The sequence below is a fragment of the Microbulbifer agarilyticus genome, assembly GCF_001999945.1.
In the GTDB taxonomy this organism is placed as follows: Bacteria; Pseudomonadota; Gammaproteobacteria; order Pseudomonadales; family Cellvibrionaceae; genus Microbulbifer; species Microbulbifer agarilyticus_A.
In genome coordinates this window covers 1,524,226-1,539,008 of record NZ_CP019650.1, presented here as the reverse complement: position 1 = coordinate 1,539,008, position 14,783 = coordinate 1,524,226, and the positions used below count along the sequence as shown (strand labels likewise).

Here is a 14,783-nt window from a genome sequence, read left to right as displayed (position 1 = left end):
CTATCCTTGAGCTTGCGTAACGTTGGAAAAAAATTGAGATTGCAATAACCACTCGTGCTGTGATTCCGCCCTATTCCCCAAGACAAACTGTACCTCGGTACCCGGGCGGGCTTGTGCCAGGCGATCTAAGTCGGTACGGTAAACATGCCCTAGCTTTGGATAGCCACCAATGGTCTGGCAATCGTGCATCAGTACAATCGGCTGCCCGTTGGCCGGCACCTGTATTGCGCCGGGGCTCACCGCTTCGGAAACAAGATTACCTGGGGGTTCAGGTAACGCATCACCGGTAAGACGCACTCCCATACGATCAGAATCCGCTGCAACCGTGTAGCGACGACTAAACAGGCGGTGTACGCACGACACAGAAAAGGCATCAAATTGATTGGACGGCACAACGCGTAGTGTCACCGCCGAGCCATAAGTACGCTGAAACTGATCGGGGACAGAGCGCGTGGTTGTTTTGACGGTTTCAGAAACTGCCAACCCTCTGAAAGTCAAACAGTCCCCCTTTGCCAGAGGCTTACCGTCCCCCCGTAACCCGCCGAGACCATCCCCCTGGCTCGTCGAACGACTCCCACAAACGAGTGGCGACCCGATGCCACCGGAAAATGCCAGATATCCGCGCAACCCATCGTTCGCAATGCCAGCCTCCAGAATCGCGCTAACATCTGCACGATAGGAACACCAGTTTTTCAATGGCACACCATTCAGCCGCCAACCCAGGTCGGCACCGGCAATCGCAAATCTGCTCTCGGATTGAAATTGCATGCGAAAATTGCCGAAGCAGAGCTCGATCACCGCTGCGTCACTGGCATTTCCCAAAAGTCGATTGGCCCAACCGGCCGCATGGCTATCAGCCACGCCACTGGTGCCAATACCCAAGTGTTGACTCCCAACGCGCCCCCGATCCTGAATAAGTGCAAGCGCACCGGGATTCAGAATGGTTGCTTGATGGCCATGTACTGGGGCACCGGACGAGAATAAATCTACACTATTCATCAAAACGCCCACCCAGCTGAAGATATTCGCTGTGGGAAACCGGCGCAAAGCGCACCTGCGCACCTACCGAAAGCAATACTTCAGGCTGCCCACGGCTACAGGAAAACAACTGCGTTGGGCAGCGGCCAACAAGATTCCAGCCTCCCGGGCTTGCGGACGGATAGACTGCAGCTTGGTTACCGGCAATGGCAACAGAGCCTGCAGGAACGCGCTTGCGCGGAGATTCCAAGCGCGGAACCCGTATTGCCTCAGGGACATCCCCCATAAATGCAAAACCAGGGCGGAAGCCGAGCGCGAAAACTCGATAGGTCTGAGAAGAATGTAGCTGGATAACGTCGTCTATGGTCAGATTGCAGGCCTTAGCCACTCTTGCCAGGTCCGGTGCTGACTCTTCACCGTAAAACACTGGCAAGGATACAAGCCGTACTTCTTCATCCGCTCGCGACATTGCTTGCTCCGCATCGAGCGCATGTCCGATATCGCGAACCTTTTTCCGCAGTAGAAAATAGTCACAACGTAAAACGTCAAAATACAGCGTGACGCCACAATAGGAGGGCACAATATCTTGCAGAATGTCTCCAACCGAGACCTTCAGCCGGTCGACAAAATCCAGCACGCGCGATAGCGAATACTCACTGGGCTTATCCGCGAGATACACAGTAATCGCAGTATCACCTGAGTCCACGACCTGAAACATCACGCACCACCTAGTTCCAGTCGAGCGACTGGATATCGGTCACCAACTCGAGTTCAGCATTGAGCCGATCGGAAATAAGCATATGCCCCGGGGCGTGGGTGATACAAAACGGCAAGTTTGCATTGCGCAACGCTTCAATCGCGGTAACACCACACGCCCAGAATGAAGGTATCTCACCGTTATCCACACGCACGGCATCGCCGAAATCTGGCTCGTCCAAATTGTCGATGCCCAATGCCGCTGCATCGCCAGAAAAGATCGGCGCACCGTGTACTAGTGGATAGCGGCCAGAAATTTCACAGGCCCGCTCGGTTGCTTCACCATTGAAGGGACGCATACTTACAACCATGTTGCCGTGGAACCGGCCCACCGCCGTGCACTCCCGATTGGTGCGGTACATCGGCACATTGCGCCCCTCGACGATATTCCGCACCTCCAGGTCCGCTGCGATTAGCGCTTCCTCAAAGGAAAAAGAACATCCCAATGCAAAGGTAACCAGATCTTCTCGCCATAGCGCACGGATGTCCGTCACTTCTTCTGCCATATGCCCGGCACGATGGACAAGGTAACGAGGTATGTCGCTGCGGATATCAATATCCTGCCCCAAACCAGACATCAAAAACTGCCCCGGTTCCGCGCGATACAGCAATGCGCAAGCACGATTGTTCTGTGCGCAAAAACGTGCAAACTCATCCGCATACTCTGCCGGTACCAGGGCGATATTCGCCTGGACATACCCAGCGGCTAGGCCAGACGTCGGGCCACAAAAACGTCCGGCGCGAATCTCTGCACGAATAACACGTGGACACTGCTTGATCATGCGACCTGGACCTCAGCGTTCAGCGGCATATTGTCCGCGTGAATAAACTTCCCGACCTCCAGTTCGATAGCGAGGCTTAGCTGCAACAAGGCGGCATCCGCGTAGGGGTGTCCAACCAGCTGGACGCCGGTAGGCACACCGTTATCCCCGAAACCGCTGGGTAGCGAGAGCACCGGGCAGCGACTCAAGGTGTTAAACGGATAGGTCATAAACCAGCCTTTCACCGGATCGACGGCCATGCCGTCAACTTCCAGCGAATCGCGACCATAATCAAAATCAGCCGGTACCCGTGTAGTGCACACCGTCGGACACAGCAAGAAGTCATAGGAACGGAACACCTGCTCTAACGATTGCCACATTTTCTGCGCGTAGTCGTTCGCCTCTTGAACACGCTCCGGTGAGGCAGCAGATGAGAGATCAAAATAGTGCCGCACATAACTACTTAACTGATCACGACATTCCGGGTTGTCGTATTTCTGCCGCAGCATATGTCCCATGGATGCACCCTGGTGAATCTGCGCAGTGCGAATGCAGCGTTCATCCCAATCCAGAGTAACCAGCTCTACCTCGGCGCCCAGCGTACGCAGTTGCTCTGCGTAGGCAATCGTGTTGCGACGCACGTCGTCATCCAGAGGAAAAAATCCTAAATCCAGTGACAGGCCGATCTTGAGTCCCTTCAACTTAAGCGGCGAAGCCGGTACCGACTCTTTGGCAATCTGAGATACCAGGTCAACCGGATGTGGCCCGGAAATCAGGTTATACAAATACACCATGTCGCGGGCACTGCGCGTTAGCATGCCGTGATGCACATAGGGATCTACGTTGTAAGGAGGGATTTCAGGGATACGCCCGTGCGAAGCCTTCAGCCCGACTAGGCCGCACAAAGATGCGGGGATGCGCACAGAGCCCCCCATATCCGTACCATTGGCAATGGTGCAAAGGCCCGCGGCCAGGGCCGCAGCCGAACCACCAGACGAACCACCGGGTGTAACCGCAGTGTTCCAGGGGTTGCGTGTTACCCCCCACAGGTCTGACCAGGTATAAGAAGCGACGGAGAATTCTGGCGTTGCCGTGCGCGCATGAAATATTGCACCCGCAGAGAGCAGTCTCTCCGGCACCGGATCGGTGATTTCTGCAACGTTGTCTTTCAGCAGTCGCGAGCCGTTAGTGGTCACCTCACCACGAACATAACTCTCATCCTTGATTGCGGTAATTATGCCTTCCAGCGGCCGTGCCTCACCACGCGAATACGCCTGCTCGGCAGCACGAGCCTGTTCCATCGCGCGCTCGAACTTGCACTGCGTAAACGCATTGATTTCATGGCCAATTTGCTCATATCGCTCGATATGTGCTGCAAGCACCTCCACCGGGGATAACTCCCGACGGATATAGTGCTCGCGCACTTCACAGGCATCCATGTAACACATGTCCATCCGCATGGTGCACCTTTTATTTTTCTAACTTCGAAAGCATTAGTGTGACGGTCCAACCGATTGAAACTAAATGACTAACCAAAGGTAGGACCGATAGGCACGGCAATATGACCAGTCAACCTTCTGTATTCACAGCCGCACTGCCCGCATGTACTGCTTCACTGGAGGAGACAGTCACCGGCAATTCTCCTGCGGACAACTCAGGGCTCAATAACGCGCGAGCAAGTGCGTGATAGATTGGCCCCTCCAGTTGCTGCCCTTCGCCGAGATATGCTTTGTAATCAAAGCTCGCTAAGTGCACATCGGCGAGACTCTCAAAGCGGGCAGCTTCGTAGGGAGAACGCATGCTGACAAATACTGTTTTTGCGCCACGGGTGTTTGCAGCCTTGAGCGCGTCCACATAAATTTCATAACGCTTATCTAAATCGATGACTCGATGCTTTAGGATCGCGAGATCCTCCATACCACCAAGCTCCACAGCACTTTCAGAAGGCACGATACTCGCGACAACCAATGCGTCGGCATCGGATTCACTCACCACTGCTACCGCAGATTCCGCATTTAGGACTTCCACCTCGACATCGCTCACCTGCATGAGCGCAATGCGGAGGGCTTCACCAATGGCAGGATGAGGTGCGAGTATTTGCATACGCTCGACCGAGTCATCGATAACCGGCAGGACAGAAGGATCAGGAGTGAAGATATTAGTGAGCGCCGCGCTCGCGAGCGCATCCGCCAACGCACGATGCTCTTCTGTTGCCAGCACTTGCGCTGCTCGAGCAATGGCTACGCCCTCAGCCAATTCCACCCAACTTTCATCGATAAACTGTTGCTTAAGGTTTTGCACACGCGCAAGGGAAGCATCGAGCTCTTCGAGAGACAGCTCGCCAGCTTCAACCGCAAAAACAACGCGATCCACCAACTTATCCAGCAACACCAGATCTTCCGGGTAACGGATTTTTATCGGCATAAGCGCAATATCCGCACCGGCTTTGAAGGTGTTTACCACGGCCTCTTCCGGGGTGAAGTAATCACTGATACCCGCCATATTGAGAGAATCAGTAACAATGACACCCTGATAGCCCATGTCATTGCGCAGAATGCCAGTCAAAATCTCACGGGAAAGAGTCGCCGGCGCTAGCATCTGCTCACCGGAACGAGATGTGAGCATGGTGGTATCCAGGGAAGGATATTGAATGTGTGCAGTCATAGTGAGCGCGGGTTGTGCCAGCGCGATCACCTGTTTGAACGGTAGCAGGTCAACAGCTTGTGCTTCTGCTTCTGTACGCTCTACACGGGGAAGCCCGGTGTGGCTATCCACGCTCGTGTCACCGTGGCCGGGAAAGTGCTTTACCGTCGCAGCCACGCCTCGCTGCTGAAACCCTTCAACACTCGCAGCCCCAAGATCCGCTACCACCTGTGGTGTTTCACTATAGGAGCGCACATTGATGACCGGATTATCCGGATTACTGTTTACATCGAGTGTGGGCGCGAAATTCACATTAAAGCCAAGCACACGCAATTGATCGGCCATTACCTCTGCGGTAGCGCGTGCGAAACGGTCGCCTTCACGGGTATAGGTCGCACCAATTGCCATATTGCCAGCAAACGCAGCGGCTTCATCACGCGGCAGCCTGTTAACGCGACCACCTTCCTGGTCAATACCAATAAGAAGCGGCAAACCGGAGCGAGATTGAGCGGCGGATGCCTGTAGGGCCCGATTCAGCTTCACCATCTGTGCGCTGCTTTCGAGGTTATCCGCGAACAAAATAATGCCGCCAAGATCACTCTCGGAAATCAACGTCGCAAGTTCTGATGGCAATGAGGTTACCGGTTGTGCACAGTGTGCCGCACCGCCCTGTCCTTCCTCCGGGCGTTGCATATCTGGGCAGAAGTAGCGGATATCCAACATCAATTTCTGCGCAATCTTCTGGCGCAGATCCAGTGATGGACCCGCAGAGTCTTGGCCTATGTCATTGGACTGGCTACAGGCACCCAGCGTGGCAATCAGTGCCACAAGCGAACAGGACTTCAGCGCTCTTACGAGCAACGGTTTAACTAGCATAAATAATAACCAATTATTAAATAATTGAAATTGGCGAATAATTTATTCTTCACATTTAGCGCGGTAACGCAACCGGAAGTTTTCGAAAAGAAAAAAAAGGGGGCGAAAAACGCCCCCATCAATCCACAATGAAACGATCTATTTAGAAATCGTAGGAGACGTTCAAGCCAATGGTACGAGGCGCGGTGTAGATCTTGCGCTCACCTACGTAGTGCTCTGACTGATAGGAAACTTCGGTACGTTCATTGGTTAGGTTTCGAGCCCAAAGTCCCGCGGTCCAATCGTCACCTGACAGAGCCAGGTTGGCACTGTATAGAGTGTACGAATCGTAGCGAGGCGGCTCTTCATCTGGGGAATCAGCGCGGTTGCTTTGAATCTCACTGGTATAGGAACCGCGCACATTCGCGGACAAAGTGAGGCCATTGCTGAGGTCGTAGAAGAAATCTGCTCCCAAGTTATGGCGCCATTCTGGGGCACCACCAAGAAGCCCACCTTTCTCCCAAGTACGACAGCTTGAACCATCGGTATACAAACACACCTCTTCGGTCTCAGCCCATTTCGCCTCGGTAGTCGCAGTCGCATACTTCAGGTTAATGTTGTCGCTAAGCTTCAGACGGCTGCTGAAGTCGAAGCCGCGAGACTCCGCCGCAGGACCATTTGCAGTACCATTCAGGGGGAAGAAATTAATACTCTGGGAATAGTAAGTCTGAGTGTTTTCCCAAGAAATTTGATAAACATTTGTTTCGATATAGAGCACATCATCAAAGAAAGTACCCTTCAAACCGAGCTCATAGTTATCAACTGAATCGGGCGAATAATTTTGGGTACTATCAGCAACCTGCTGATCACCCAGATTCTTAAAGCCGTTCACACCACCACGACGGAAACCCTGCGATGCAGTCGCATAGACCAACACGTCATCAGTCAGGTTATACGACGTATTGAACTTGAAGAACTTTTCACCGGACTCTGAAGTATCAGTTGCACCTTTGGTATCGACAGCGCCAAACGCATAGTCGGTAATCTGGGGATCAGCCTCATCAGAAAAGTTAAAGACACGCGCCCCCAGAGTTACATCCCAGCGATCGGTCACTGCGTAAGTGAGCTCACCAAATAAGGCCAATTCACTGTAATCCGAGTTAATGTCCTCGGAATAGCCGGCGTCAACAGTGCCGCCAACTGCCGTACGATCGATGCCACCTACAGAATCCAATGTAGGGAAGATTTCCGAGAAAGTAAGCGCACGCTCTTGCTGGGTGTAATAAATACCACCGATCCAGCTCAACGCACTGTCACCTTCCGATACAAAGCGGGTCTCGTGACTCAAACCAGAATAGGTATTGTCAAACACCATATACGGAGTCTCATCCGTATTATCTGCAGTCAGTGCACTCCAGCCCCAGTCGCCGTAGTACAGGTAGCCAATACCGTAGTTGGCCTGGCCTGCACGGGTATCCTCAAAGTAAGAGGTGCTGGACTTCATTGAAAAAGCGTCAAAATCCCACTCAAGATCAACCGAATCCAATGTGAAAGAACGGTCAGAAAATTCGCGATAGCGCCCGACAACAACATCCTGACCATACTGGAGCACGTCACCATCTTGCGTGGGATCAATGGTGCTGCCGCCCGAGCCGTTTGCCAGCTGGCTTTGCTGGGCGTGAGTCAACGTGAGCTTCGCATCTGCATTCACCTGCCAAGCTAGGGCGACTTTACCGGTGGTTACATACTGGTAGTCATCATTTTCGTAACGGGTTTTGTTTGAGCCATCTACATTGGTCCAAGGATTATCCGAGCGGAAGGATGGAGAGATTTCACGGTCGGTATAGCCGGCCTCATCCAGGTAGGCGAGAGATGCGCGGACCGCAACATTCTCACTCAACGGCTGGTTAATCACTACATCGGTATCGGTACTCAGGCCACCGCCTTGGGTCTGATACATGCCGGTATTGAGGCGAACCGTAGACTCATCAAAGTTTGGCTGGTTGGTAATGTAGCGAACGGTGCCCCCCAGGCTTCCGGAGCCATAGAGAGTGCCTTGAGGACCAAGCAGGGTTTCTACTCGCGCAACATCTTTAATGCGGTAGCCAATGTGCGGCAGTGGCGTCTCATCCAAGTAATACGCCAAAGTGGAGCGCACAAAGAACTCCAGGTTGTTCTGGTTTACCGGAGATACATTGAGACCGCGCACGGTGACTGAGTCCGCGAAGCGCGCAGAGTTTCCAGGCGCGCTGATAGTAACGGAGTCACCAATCAAATCTTTCAGGTCAGTGATCGCACGCTTGCGCATCTCCGCTTCTCCAATAGCGGAGATGTTCAGAGGAATATCTTCTACAGATGCTTCTCGACGGGTTGCAGTAACAACCACATTCTCTAGCGCCTGAACTTCCTGGCTACCCTCTTTAGCTAGCTCTTTATTGTCTTCGACACTGTCCTGTGCAAAGGCGGCAGGAGCCAGGCTCAGTGCAAACATCGGCACAAGATAAGCCAGCGGTTTTTTCTTAAATTGGAACATACCCTAGATCCTTATTATTTAACTGAGACTCTGTTCGTGGGCGCGCGAACTCATCCACCCTGCAATCAGCATCTCGCTTTCCACCGCCAAATGGAAAATATCAACCATCGGTAATGACGATAGATGGAAGACAAAACAAAATTAGTCGCCAATGAAAGGCTTACTCGCCGAGTCTGCGCCAAAAGTATTCGCAAACCGAACTAATTTCAGCCGCTCGCACCGAATAAGTGCAGAATCTTCTCGGTGAGCTTACCGGCATATCGGATGATAATTGCAGAAAATACCGCGACCTAAAGGTCAAACAGCCAATTTTATGGCGAGCCGAGATCGAGTTACCGATAAATAATGCGTATTACCTTCCAAGTAACTCGGTCAATAGCGGTCACAAAACCGGTTAAAATAAGACGATGGGACTAAACATGGATGGCACCACTTTACAGTAGAGTGGACTCTGATAAAGTCATTTCCATAGGCCAAACCGATACAAGGTATTCGCCGTTCAACGGGTATTCGAGGGCACAATGGCCCCACAGAGCTATATCCGAACCAGATGCAACACTGACAACACCCAATAACAACAATGGCGATCACAGCCTGACAGGGGATTTATGGAATCGCGCTTCTTTATTGCTCCAGAACAGCTGGAAGCCTTCGAGGCTGCCGCACGCAGTGGGTCCTTTTCTGCGGCTGCAAGGTCCCTGGGAAAGGCGCAGTCAACGATTTCGGGGCTGATTAGCAACCTTGAAATTGACACGGGGCTGACGCTATTTGATCGATCTGGCCGCGAGCCCAAGCTGACTGCACAAGGCCGTTCACTGCTGCACGACGTCCGCTCCCTGCTCAGTTCTTACTCCCGCTTTGAGGCGAAAAGCCGCAGTCTCAATGCCGGGCTGGAAGAGTCACTCACCATTGCGGTGGATGAATCGGCGATCAATCTAAGCGCGCTGGCGCAAGGACTTGAAAAGTTCTATGCGGAGTTCGGCACCGTGACAGTAAGCCTGTTGCACGCATCCGGGGACACTGCCGCATCGCTGGTTCGAGAAGGCAAAGCGGATATTGGTATTGTGTTGAGCCAGGGGGACTATCCCGAAGACTTTGATTTTCGTGGCGTGGGCAACTGCTCCTTTATGCTCGTTGCCGGCGCCAATCACCTGCTTACTGAGCTGGACAAGGTGAGTATCCAGGACCTGCATAACCATCTGCACCTGCGCATCAGCGCGAGCAGTGACCCGGCCTCCCTGCCGGAGAACGACCTCAGCGACCGGGTTTGGTACCTGGAAAGCTATTCGCTGTTTATGACGATGCTGACGGAAGGACTCGGCTGGGCATTTACCCCACTGCATATTGCACGCCCACATATCGAAAGCGGGGCAATTACCGTGCTGAACACCGACTTCCAGCTCACGCCCTACCCTTATTGTACCGACTTGATCTGGTCTCGCCGCAAAACACTCGGCCCTGCCGGTCAAAGGTTGATCGACGAAATTTCAAATATTCTCTCTGCGACAGCGCCGGAGCCCGCCTAAACGGCGGGCCGGCATATACCCTGATTAAGCCGTGAGCTTACGAGGGGCTGCAATCAACCCCTCCTTTTGCAGGTCGTGATAGGTGTGCTCGATAGCCGCGCCTAGCTTGTCCACGACAAAATCAACATCCTTGCGACTCATGGTCAGAGGTGGCGACATCACGTTCAGGTGCACGATCGGCCGTACGATCAATCCATTCTGTTCAGCGCGATCAGAGATCCACTTACCGATATTGAGCTCGTCCGGCAAAAGTTGCTTGGTATTTCTATCGGCAACATTCTCCACGCACATCATAAACCGCTTGCCACGAACGTCACCTACTAGCGGAAGGTCACGCAATGTCTGAAGGCGTTGCTCAAAGTATGCGCCAACCTCCACAACACGTGACAGCAAGTTTTCCCGCTCGATGATCTCGATATTCTTCAGCGCCGCAGCACAAGCCACCGGGTGCCCCGAATAAGTGTATCCGCTGGCAAAATAGCGATCGGCATCGCCCGTGGCAATCACATCGTAAATACGGTCAGAGAACAGAGTAGCACCCAACGGCAGATACCCGGAGGTCAGTCCTTTGGCACAGGTAATAATATCCGGCTGCACACCAAAGAGATCTTCTGATGCAAACCAGTGACCGACACGGCCAAATGCGGTGACCACCTCATCGGCAACAAACAAAATGTCGTTTTCCTGACACAGCTCCCAGATACGGCAATTGTAGCCTTCAGGTGGCACAATCACGCCGCCGGATCCCAGAATCGGTTCGGCAAAAAATGCCCCGATTTTGTCCGCCCCAAGTTCGGCAACCTTCTGCTTGAACTCATCAACGAGGAAATCGCAGAACTGCTGCTCATCCATCCCTGCTGGTGCCCGATAAGGATTCGGGCAACTCAAATGGTGGATGGTGTCCTGGATATAGTCGAATTCGGGGATCTTATCACCGGACTTGCCAGTGATAGACATGGCCGCATAGGTGCTGCCGTGGTAGCCGCCCTTGCGGGCCAATATATGCTTTTTCGCCGGCTTACCGCGGCAGTTCTGGTAGAAGTGCACCAGACGAAAGGCAGTATCAATTGCCGTAGAACCACCACAGCTATAGAAAACGCGATTCACATCGCCAGGGGCCAACTCCGCCAGCTTCTTCGCCAGCTGTGCAGCAGGCACATTGGACATGTCAACGAAAGGGTTAGCGTAAGCCATTTCGCGGACTTGCTCGGCGATGGTTTCAGCCATCTCTTCCCGACCGAGGCCAATATTGGTACACCAAAGGCCACCGACTGCATCAAAGTAGCTCGTACCCTGCTCATCCCAAAGACGCGCACCCTTGGCACGGGTCAACATCAATGACCCCTCATCTTTGAAGGAATCAAAGTGGGTCCATGGATGCATCCAGTGGCGCTTATCCGCCTGCCAGCTCTCGCTACTCATAACCTTGCTCATTCTCAACCATAATGGAGACCCGCCTAGATTGGACGGGCGATGAGCTCAGTGTAAGGCGCTTATTTGTCAGTGACAGTTTGTAACTATCGACAACGCCGATACATAAGATTTTCCACGTATAACTACAAAGGAGGGAGACCCCATTGTCGTTGCAGCGCAAGGTACTGAGCCTTGGGCAGTGCAACATATACCGGTAAATCCTCAGACTTTAGCCATGCGAGAACAGAATCCATTTGCGACTCCGCCATCGCTGTGCAGCCCGCAGTAGGACTGCCGGGCCCCTTCCAGAGATGTACGAAAATACAACTTCCAGCCCCGGGCACATTGGCCGGGTTATGGGCCACAAAAACTCCCTTTTTATACTGCTGATCTCCGTAGTGAATGTCCCGGCGCATCCCCTCGGAAGAACCTTTCACCTTTTCTTCACCCACAACAGCAGCATCCACAGTTTGGTTGTACAGCGCCGAAGTGGGTACATCGATACAGTAGTGGGAAGAGCTCATGGGCTGGTAATCAAGACCGGTGCGTAATGTCTCAGGGTAGCCAAATGCATCACCCAAAAGAAAGATACCCGCCGGCGCCTTGCCATCGCCCTCGCGTTTTTGAGGGGCACCTTCGCCAATCACAGATTGTGGATGAAGTCCTATTCCCCAAGCCAGCCCAGTGCGGCCAAGGTTTACCGGAATCGGGGAAAATTCTGAGATCCAACCTTTTTCTCCACGCGAGAAAGCGCGTAGTTCTCCGGTCGTCGCACCCCAATCATCAGTCAAGGCTATCAATAACTGCTGACTACTCTGTGGTACCTGGGCTGAGGCAGTGAAAGCCCACAAGGCTGCACATAGAAATAAAAAATACTGTTTTCCAAACATGGTACTTTCCCCTGCGAGTAGTCTGCCCTACTTTTTAGTTTATCGATTTCAATCGATATCGAAGTTCGTTTGAGTACATTCATTGGGCTGGAACTCTTTCATATCCCAGTCCATAGCCTCAATCTCTTCTTGCAGATAGTCACTGCTCATACGCCACACGGACGCATGCGGGCCGGCATGACGGACAAATTCGTTTAACTGGTCCGCAGTGAGCAGTTTGTCTTCATGAGAAACAATATGCCACACGGGCTTTGTCGCCCCAAGCTCACGGTATTCGCAATCTCCCTGAGTGATTGTCCCGGGGATATCCAGAATAAAATCACTCCCCCACTTTTCTATATACGTCTGCGGCATGTGCGCATCCACATACTCATCGATAATATCAATGCGCATACCGTGGTATTGCGGGTTACCCCAGCTTGTAGCAGTCAATAAGAAATTTTCTGGAACGATATCACCCAGTGTTTCCAGGCGATTGCGATGGGCGGACAGCAGCGTGTGAAGATCTTCGGAGACACCGTTATATTCTTCTTCAATATCCAATACGTAACCGGCGTAACCTACACGCACCGCAGCTTCGAGCATATCCGCTTGCTCTTCGAAGGAATGTACATCGTTATAGGTCCACGCCCAGGGTTCAATGCCCGCATCCCGATAGAATTGGAGGTTTTCAGGCTCACAGGCGTCTTGCCATACACCGCAATCAACATCGTCACCCTGGAAGGTAATTTTGTTGGCGTCCCACTGGTAGTTGATATCACTGATCTTGATGAACACACGCTTCACGCCGAGACCAGCGAGGTACTGAGCCATGCTCGCGTGATCGCCACGTATGAGTCCGGCCTCGTCGATGTACCAAATCCAAGCGCCCAGTTTATTTTCTGCAACGGTTACCGGGTCTTCAGTGGTGTTCGTGTCACCGTCGTCATTGCTGCCACCATCGGAACCACCGTCGGCAACATCCTCGGTAACCTCTGGTGCGGGCGGTTCGCTCTCACTGGAGCCACCACAACCGACCAGAAAGATGACCGTCATTACCGCTGCGAAAAAACTCCGTAACTTGCCCAGAATAATCGCCATTGCTCCCTCCAACCCTTTGACATATTGGGCGGATATTGGTCAAAGGGAGAAGAAAACGTAAAGCGGGAGCCATCGGGCAAAGCGATAGAGGAACTATTACAAACGGGAAGTTATCATCGGCCTCGCTACAATCTACCTCGCTACATCAGGTCGCGAGCCTCGGCAATGGCGCGCAGCCCCAGTGCGGAATAGGTGCTACCTGAGTAGTGCATACCTCTAAGCCCAAAATGCGTTAACGCTTTCAGATAGGGCTCCGCAAGGTAATCACCGCAAATCACGTGCACGACGGCGCCGGGCGACAACTTCTTCGCCACGCCCGCAACTTCACTGCCGATCAATAGGCCAGAAAGATAAGACGCGCTTGCAGAGGCAGACTGCAGGCCCAGTACCGACCGGCTGCGGGCATTGAACAACTGATGAATAAGCCCGGCACCATCTGTGCTTGCCGCAAGACCAGCGTCAAACGCATTATCACAAGCTACTTGGGCGCCCTGTACGAGCACACTGTGGTCATTCAGCAGCGCGTACATCTCGCCGGTGAATGCAGTGCTGAATTCACAGATTTCCGCTCCCTCCACATGTGCCCATTTGCTATGTGTCCCCGGCAGGCACAGAGTACTGTTGGTGCGTTCCCGCTCGCTCGCCTGCGTAAGCCAACCAATGATTTGGGTCTCTTCGCCGCGCATCACATCCGCATCACCTTGCGAAGACGTCAGCTTTACACCCGGTACACACCAGGCATTCAGGTCAGTCTGCGGGATGCGTACCAATGCCGCGGACAGTGACTTGACGGAGGCTGGGCAGGTTACATAAGGCACCTCGTACCAGCCAATACCGGACCCCACCATGCCACACAGGACCACAGGAGCCGTAATGCTGCCGAGCGTCACCATTTGGGCCTTGAGATAGGCCTCCATATCTTCGGGATTCAGCTGCTTCACGCCTTGATCTGTAGCCACCTGAGCGAGGATTTCACCCGACGCACTAACACGCATTAACCGAAAGCTACTGGTTCCCCAGTCACACACCAAAATTTCACCCATTGCGACACTCCAAAACAGATTCTTATACAACTGGTCAATTGTTGACCGGGGGCGCTAATTCACGCCAAAATCGCAGCTAAATAGTGCTTTTCAGCACACTATCGCCCTCGTAAGGGTAAATTTAACCAGCATAATTGTTGATTGTTAACAGTTTGTTGGGGATTTTTCTTGTGGTCTGGGGTACTATCGGCAAATCGGGAGTCCGTTGTAAATTTGTTGCAACCCATTCGTTACCGCAGAAACAGCTGGTGACCAAGATAGCCCGGACATATCCGCCAGAAGTCCTTGCCCCCCTCTACTCCAGA

Annotated in this window: 11 protein-coding genes; 1 reads left to right on the top strand and 10 read right to left on the bottom strand. The window is 52.9% G+C overall.

Going from position 1 to position 14,783, the window contains the following annotated elements; translation table 11 throughout:
- From Mag101_RS06060 to Mag101_RS06035, 6 genes are all read right to left on the bottom strand, one after another.
- Positions 1-999, bottom strand: coding sequence for a biotin-dependent carboxyltransferase family protein (locus Mag101_RS06060; RefSeq protein WP_077402205.1), 999 nt, complete (start codon positions 997-999; stop codon positions 1-3).
- Positions 992-1,696 carry a 5-oxoprolinase subunit PxpB gene (gene pxpB / locus Mag101_RS06055; RefSeq protein ID WP_077402202.1) on the bottom strand — a complete coding sequence of 235 codons (705 nt, stop codon included), beginning with the start codon at positions 1,694-1,696 and terminating at the stop codon, positions 992-994. The genes Mag101_RS06060 and pxpB overlap by 8 nt, the downstream gene beginning before the upstream one ends.
- A 10-nt stretch (positions 1,697-1,706) precedes the next feature.
- A complete protein-coding gene (locus Mag101_RS06050; RefSeq protein ID WP_077402199.1) occupies positions 1,707-2,516 on the bottom strand; it encodes a putative hydro-lyase in 810 nt (269 codons plus the stop codon).
- Entirely contained in the window at positions 2,513-3,949 is a 1,437-nt protein-coding gene (locus Mag101_RS06045; RefSeq protein WP_077402195.1) for an amidase, read from the bottom strand. Before Mag101_RS06045 ends, Mag101_RS06050 begins: the two co-directional genes overlap by 4 nt.
- Before the next feature lie 115 nt (positions 3,950-4,064).
- Positions 4,065-6,014 (bottom strand): glycoside hydrolase family 3 N-terminal domain-containing protein, encoded by a 1,950-nt coding sequence (locus Mag101_RS06040; protein ID WP_077402192.1) that lies wholly within the window; start codon positions 6,012-6,014, stop codon positions 4,065-4,067.
- Between the two features lie 142 nt (positions 6,015-6,156).
- The gene (locus Mag101_RS06035) at positions 6,157-8,526 is read right to left on the bottom strand and encodes a TonB-dependent receptor (RefSeq protein ID WP_077402190.1); all 2,370 of its coding nucleotides are present in this window, start codon (positions 8,524-8,526) and stop codon (positions 6,157-6,159) included.
- Positions 8,527-9,134: 608 nt separating this feature from the next.
- On the opposite strand from Mag101_RS06035, the gene Mag101_RS06030 reads away from it, so the two are divergent.
- Positions 9,135-10,052: a LysR family transcriptional regulator gene (locus Mag101_RS06030; RefSeq protein WP_077402187.1), complete on the top strand. Its 918-nt coding sequence runs from the start codon at positions 9,135-9,137 to the stop codon at positions 10,050-10,052.
- Positions 10,053-10,076: 24 nt separating this feature from the next.
- Here Mag101_RS06030 and Mag101_RS06025 read toward each other — a convergent pair whose 3' ends face one another.
- The 4 genes from Mag101_RS06025 to Mag101_RS06010 all read right to left on the bottom strand — a co-directional run bounded on the left by Mag101_RS06025 (position 10,077) and on the right by Mag101_RS06010 (position 14,478).
- On the bottom strand, positions 10,077-11,474 hold the full coding sequence (locus tag Mag101_RS06025) for an aminotransferase (protein ID WP_077408102.1): 1,398 nt from the start codon (positions 11,472-11,474) through the stop codon (positions 10,077-10,079).
- Between the two features lie 134 nt (positions 11,475-11,608).
- Positions 11,609-12,355, bottom strand: a complete 747-nt coding sequence (locus tag Mag101_RS06020; RefSeq protein ID WP_077402184.1) for a L,D-transpeptidase family protein — start codon at positions 12,353-12,355, stop codon at positions 11,609-11,611.
- A gap of 48 nt (positions 12,356-12,403) precedes the next feature.
- Positions 12,404-13,435 carry a hypothetical protein gene (locus tag Mag101_RS06015; protein WP_077402181.1) on the bottom strand — a complete coding sequence of 344 codons (1,032 nt, stop codon included), beginning with the start codon at positions 13,433-13,435 and terminating at the stop codon, positions 12,404-12,406.
- A gap of 140 nt (positions 13,436-13,575) precedes the next feature.
- Positions 13,576-14,478, bottom strand: a complete 903-nt coding sequence (locus tag Mag101_RS06010) for a 2-dehydro-3-deoxygalactonokinase (RefSeq protein WP_077402178.1) — start codon at positions 14,476-14,478, stop codon at positions 13,576-13,578.
- Positions 14,479-14,783 lie beyond the last annotated feature (305 nt).

Excerpts from the sequence above, each read along its gene's own strand:
- Mag101_RS06060 (WP_077402205.1), bottom strand. The coding sequence starts at position 999 with ATGAATAGTGTAGATTTATTCTCGTCCGGTGCCCCAGTACATGGCCAT.
- pxpB (WP_077402202.1), bottom strand. The coding sequence starts at position 1,696 with ATGTTTCAGGTCGTGGACTCAGGTGATACTGCGATTACTGTGTATCTC.
- Mag101_RS06050 (WP_077402199.1), bottom strand. The coding sequence starts at position 2,516 with ATGATCAAGCAGTGTCCACGTGTTATTCGTGCAGAGATTCGCGCCGGA.
- Mag101_RS06045 (WP_077402195.1), bottom strand. The coding sequence starts at position 3,949 with ATGGACATGTGTTACATGGATGCCTGTGAAGTGCGCGAGCACTATATC.
- Mag101_RS06040 (WP_077402192.1), bottom strand. The coding sequence starts at position 6,014 with ATGCTAGTTAAACCGTTGCTCGTAAGAGCGCTGAAGTCCTGTTCGCTT.
- Mag101_RS06035 (WP_077402190.1), bottom strand. The coding sequence starts at position 8,526 with ATGTTCCAATTTAAGAAAAAACCGCTGGCTTATCTTGTGCCGATGTTT.
- Mag101_RS06030 (WP_077402187.1), top strand. The coding sequence starts at position 9,135 with ATGGAATCGCGCTTCTTTATTGCTCCAGAACAGCTGGAAGCCTTCGAG.
- Mag101_RS06025 (WP_077408102.1), bottom strand. The coding sequence starts at position 11,474 with ATGAGTAGCGAGAGCTGGCAGGCGGATAAGCGCCACTGGATGCATCCA.
- Mag101_RS06020 (WP_077402184.1), bottom strand. The coding sequence starts at position 12,355 with ATGTTTGGAAAACAGTATTTTTTATTTCTATGTGCAGCCTTGTGGGCT.
- Mag101_RS06015 (WP_077402181.1), bottom strand. The coding sequence starts at position 13,435 with ATGGCGATTATTCTGGGCAAGTTACGGAGTTTTTTCGCAGCGGTAATG.
- Mag101_RS06010 (WP_077402178.1), bottom strand. The coding sequence starts at position 14,478 with ATGGGTGAAATTTTGGTGTGTGACTGGGGAACCAGTAGCTTTCGGTTA.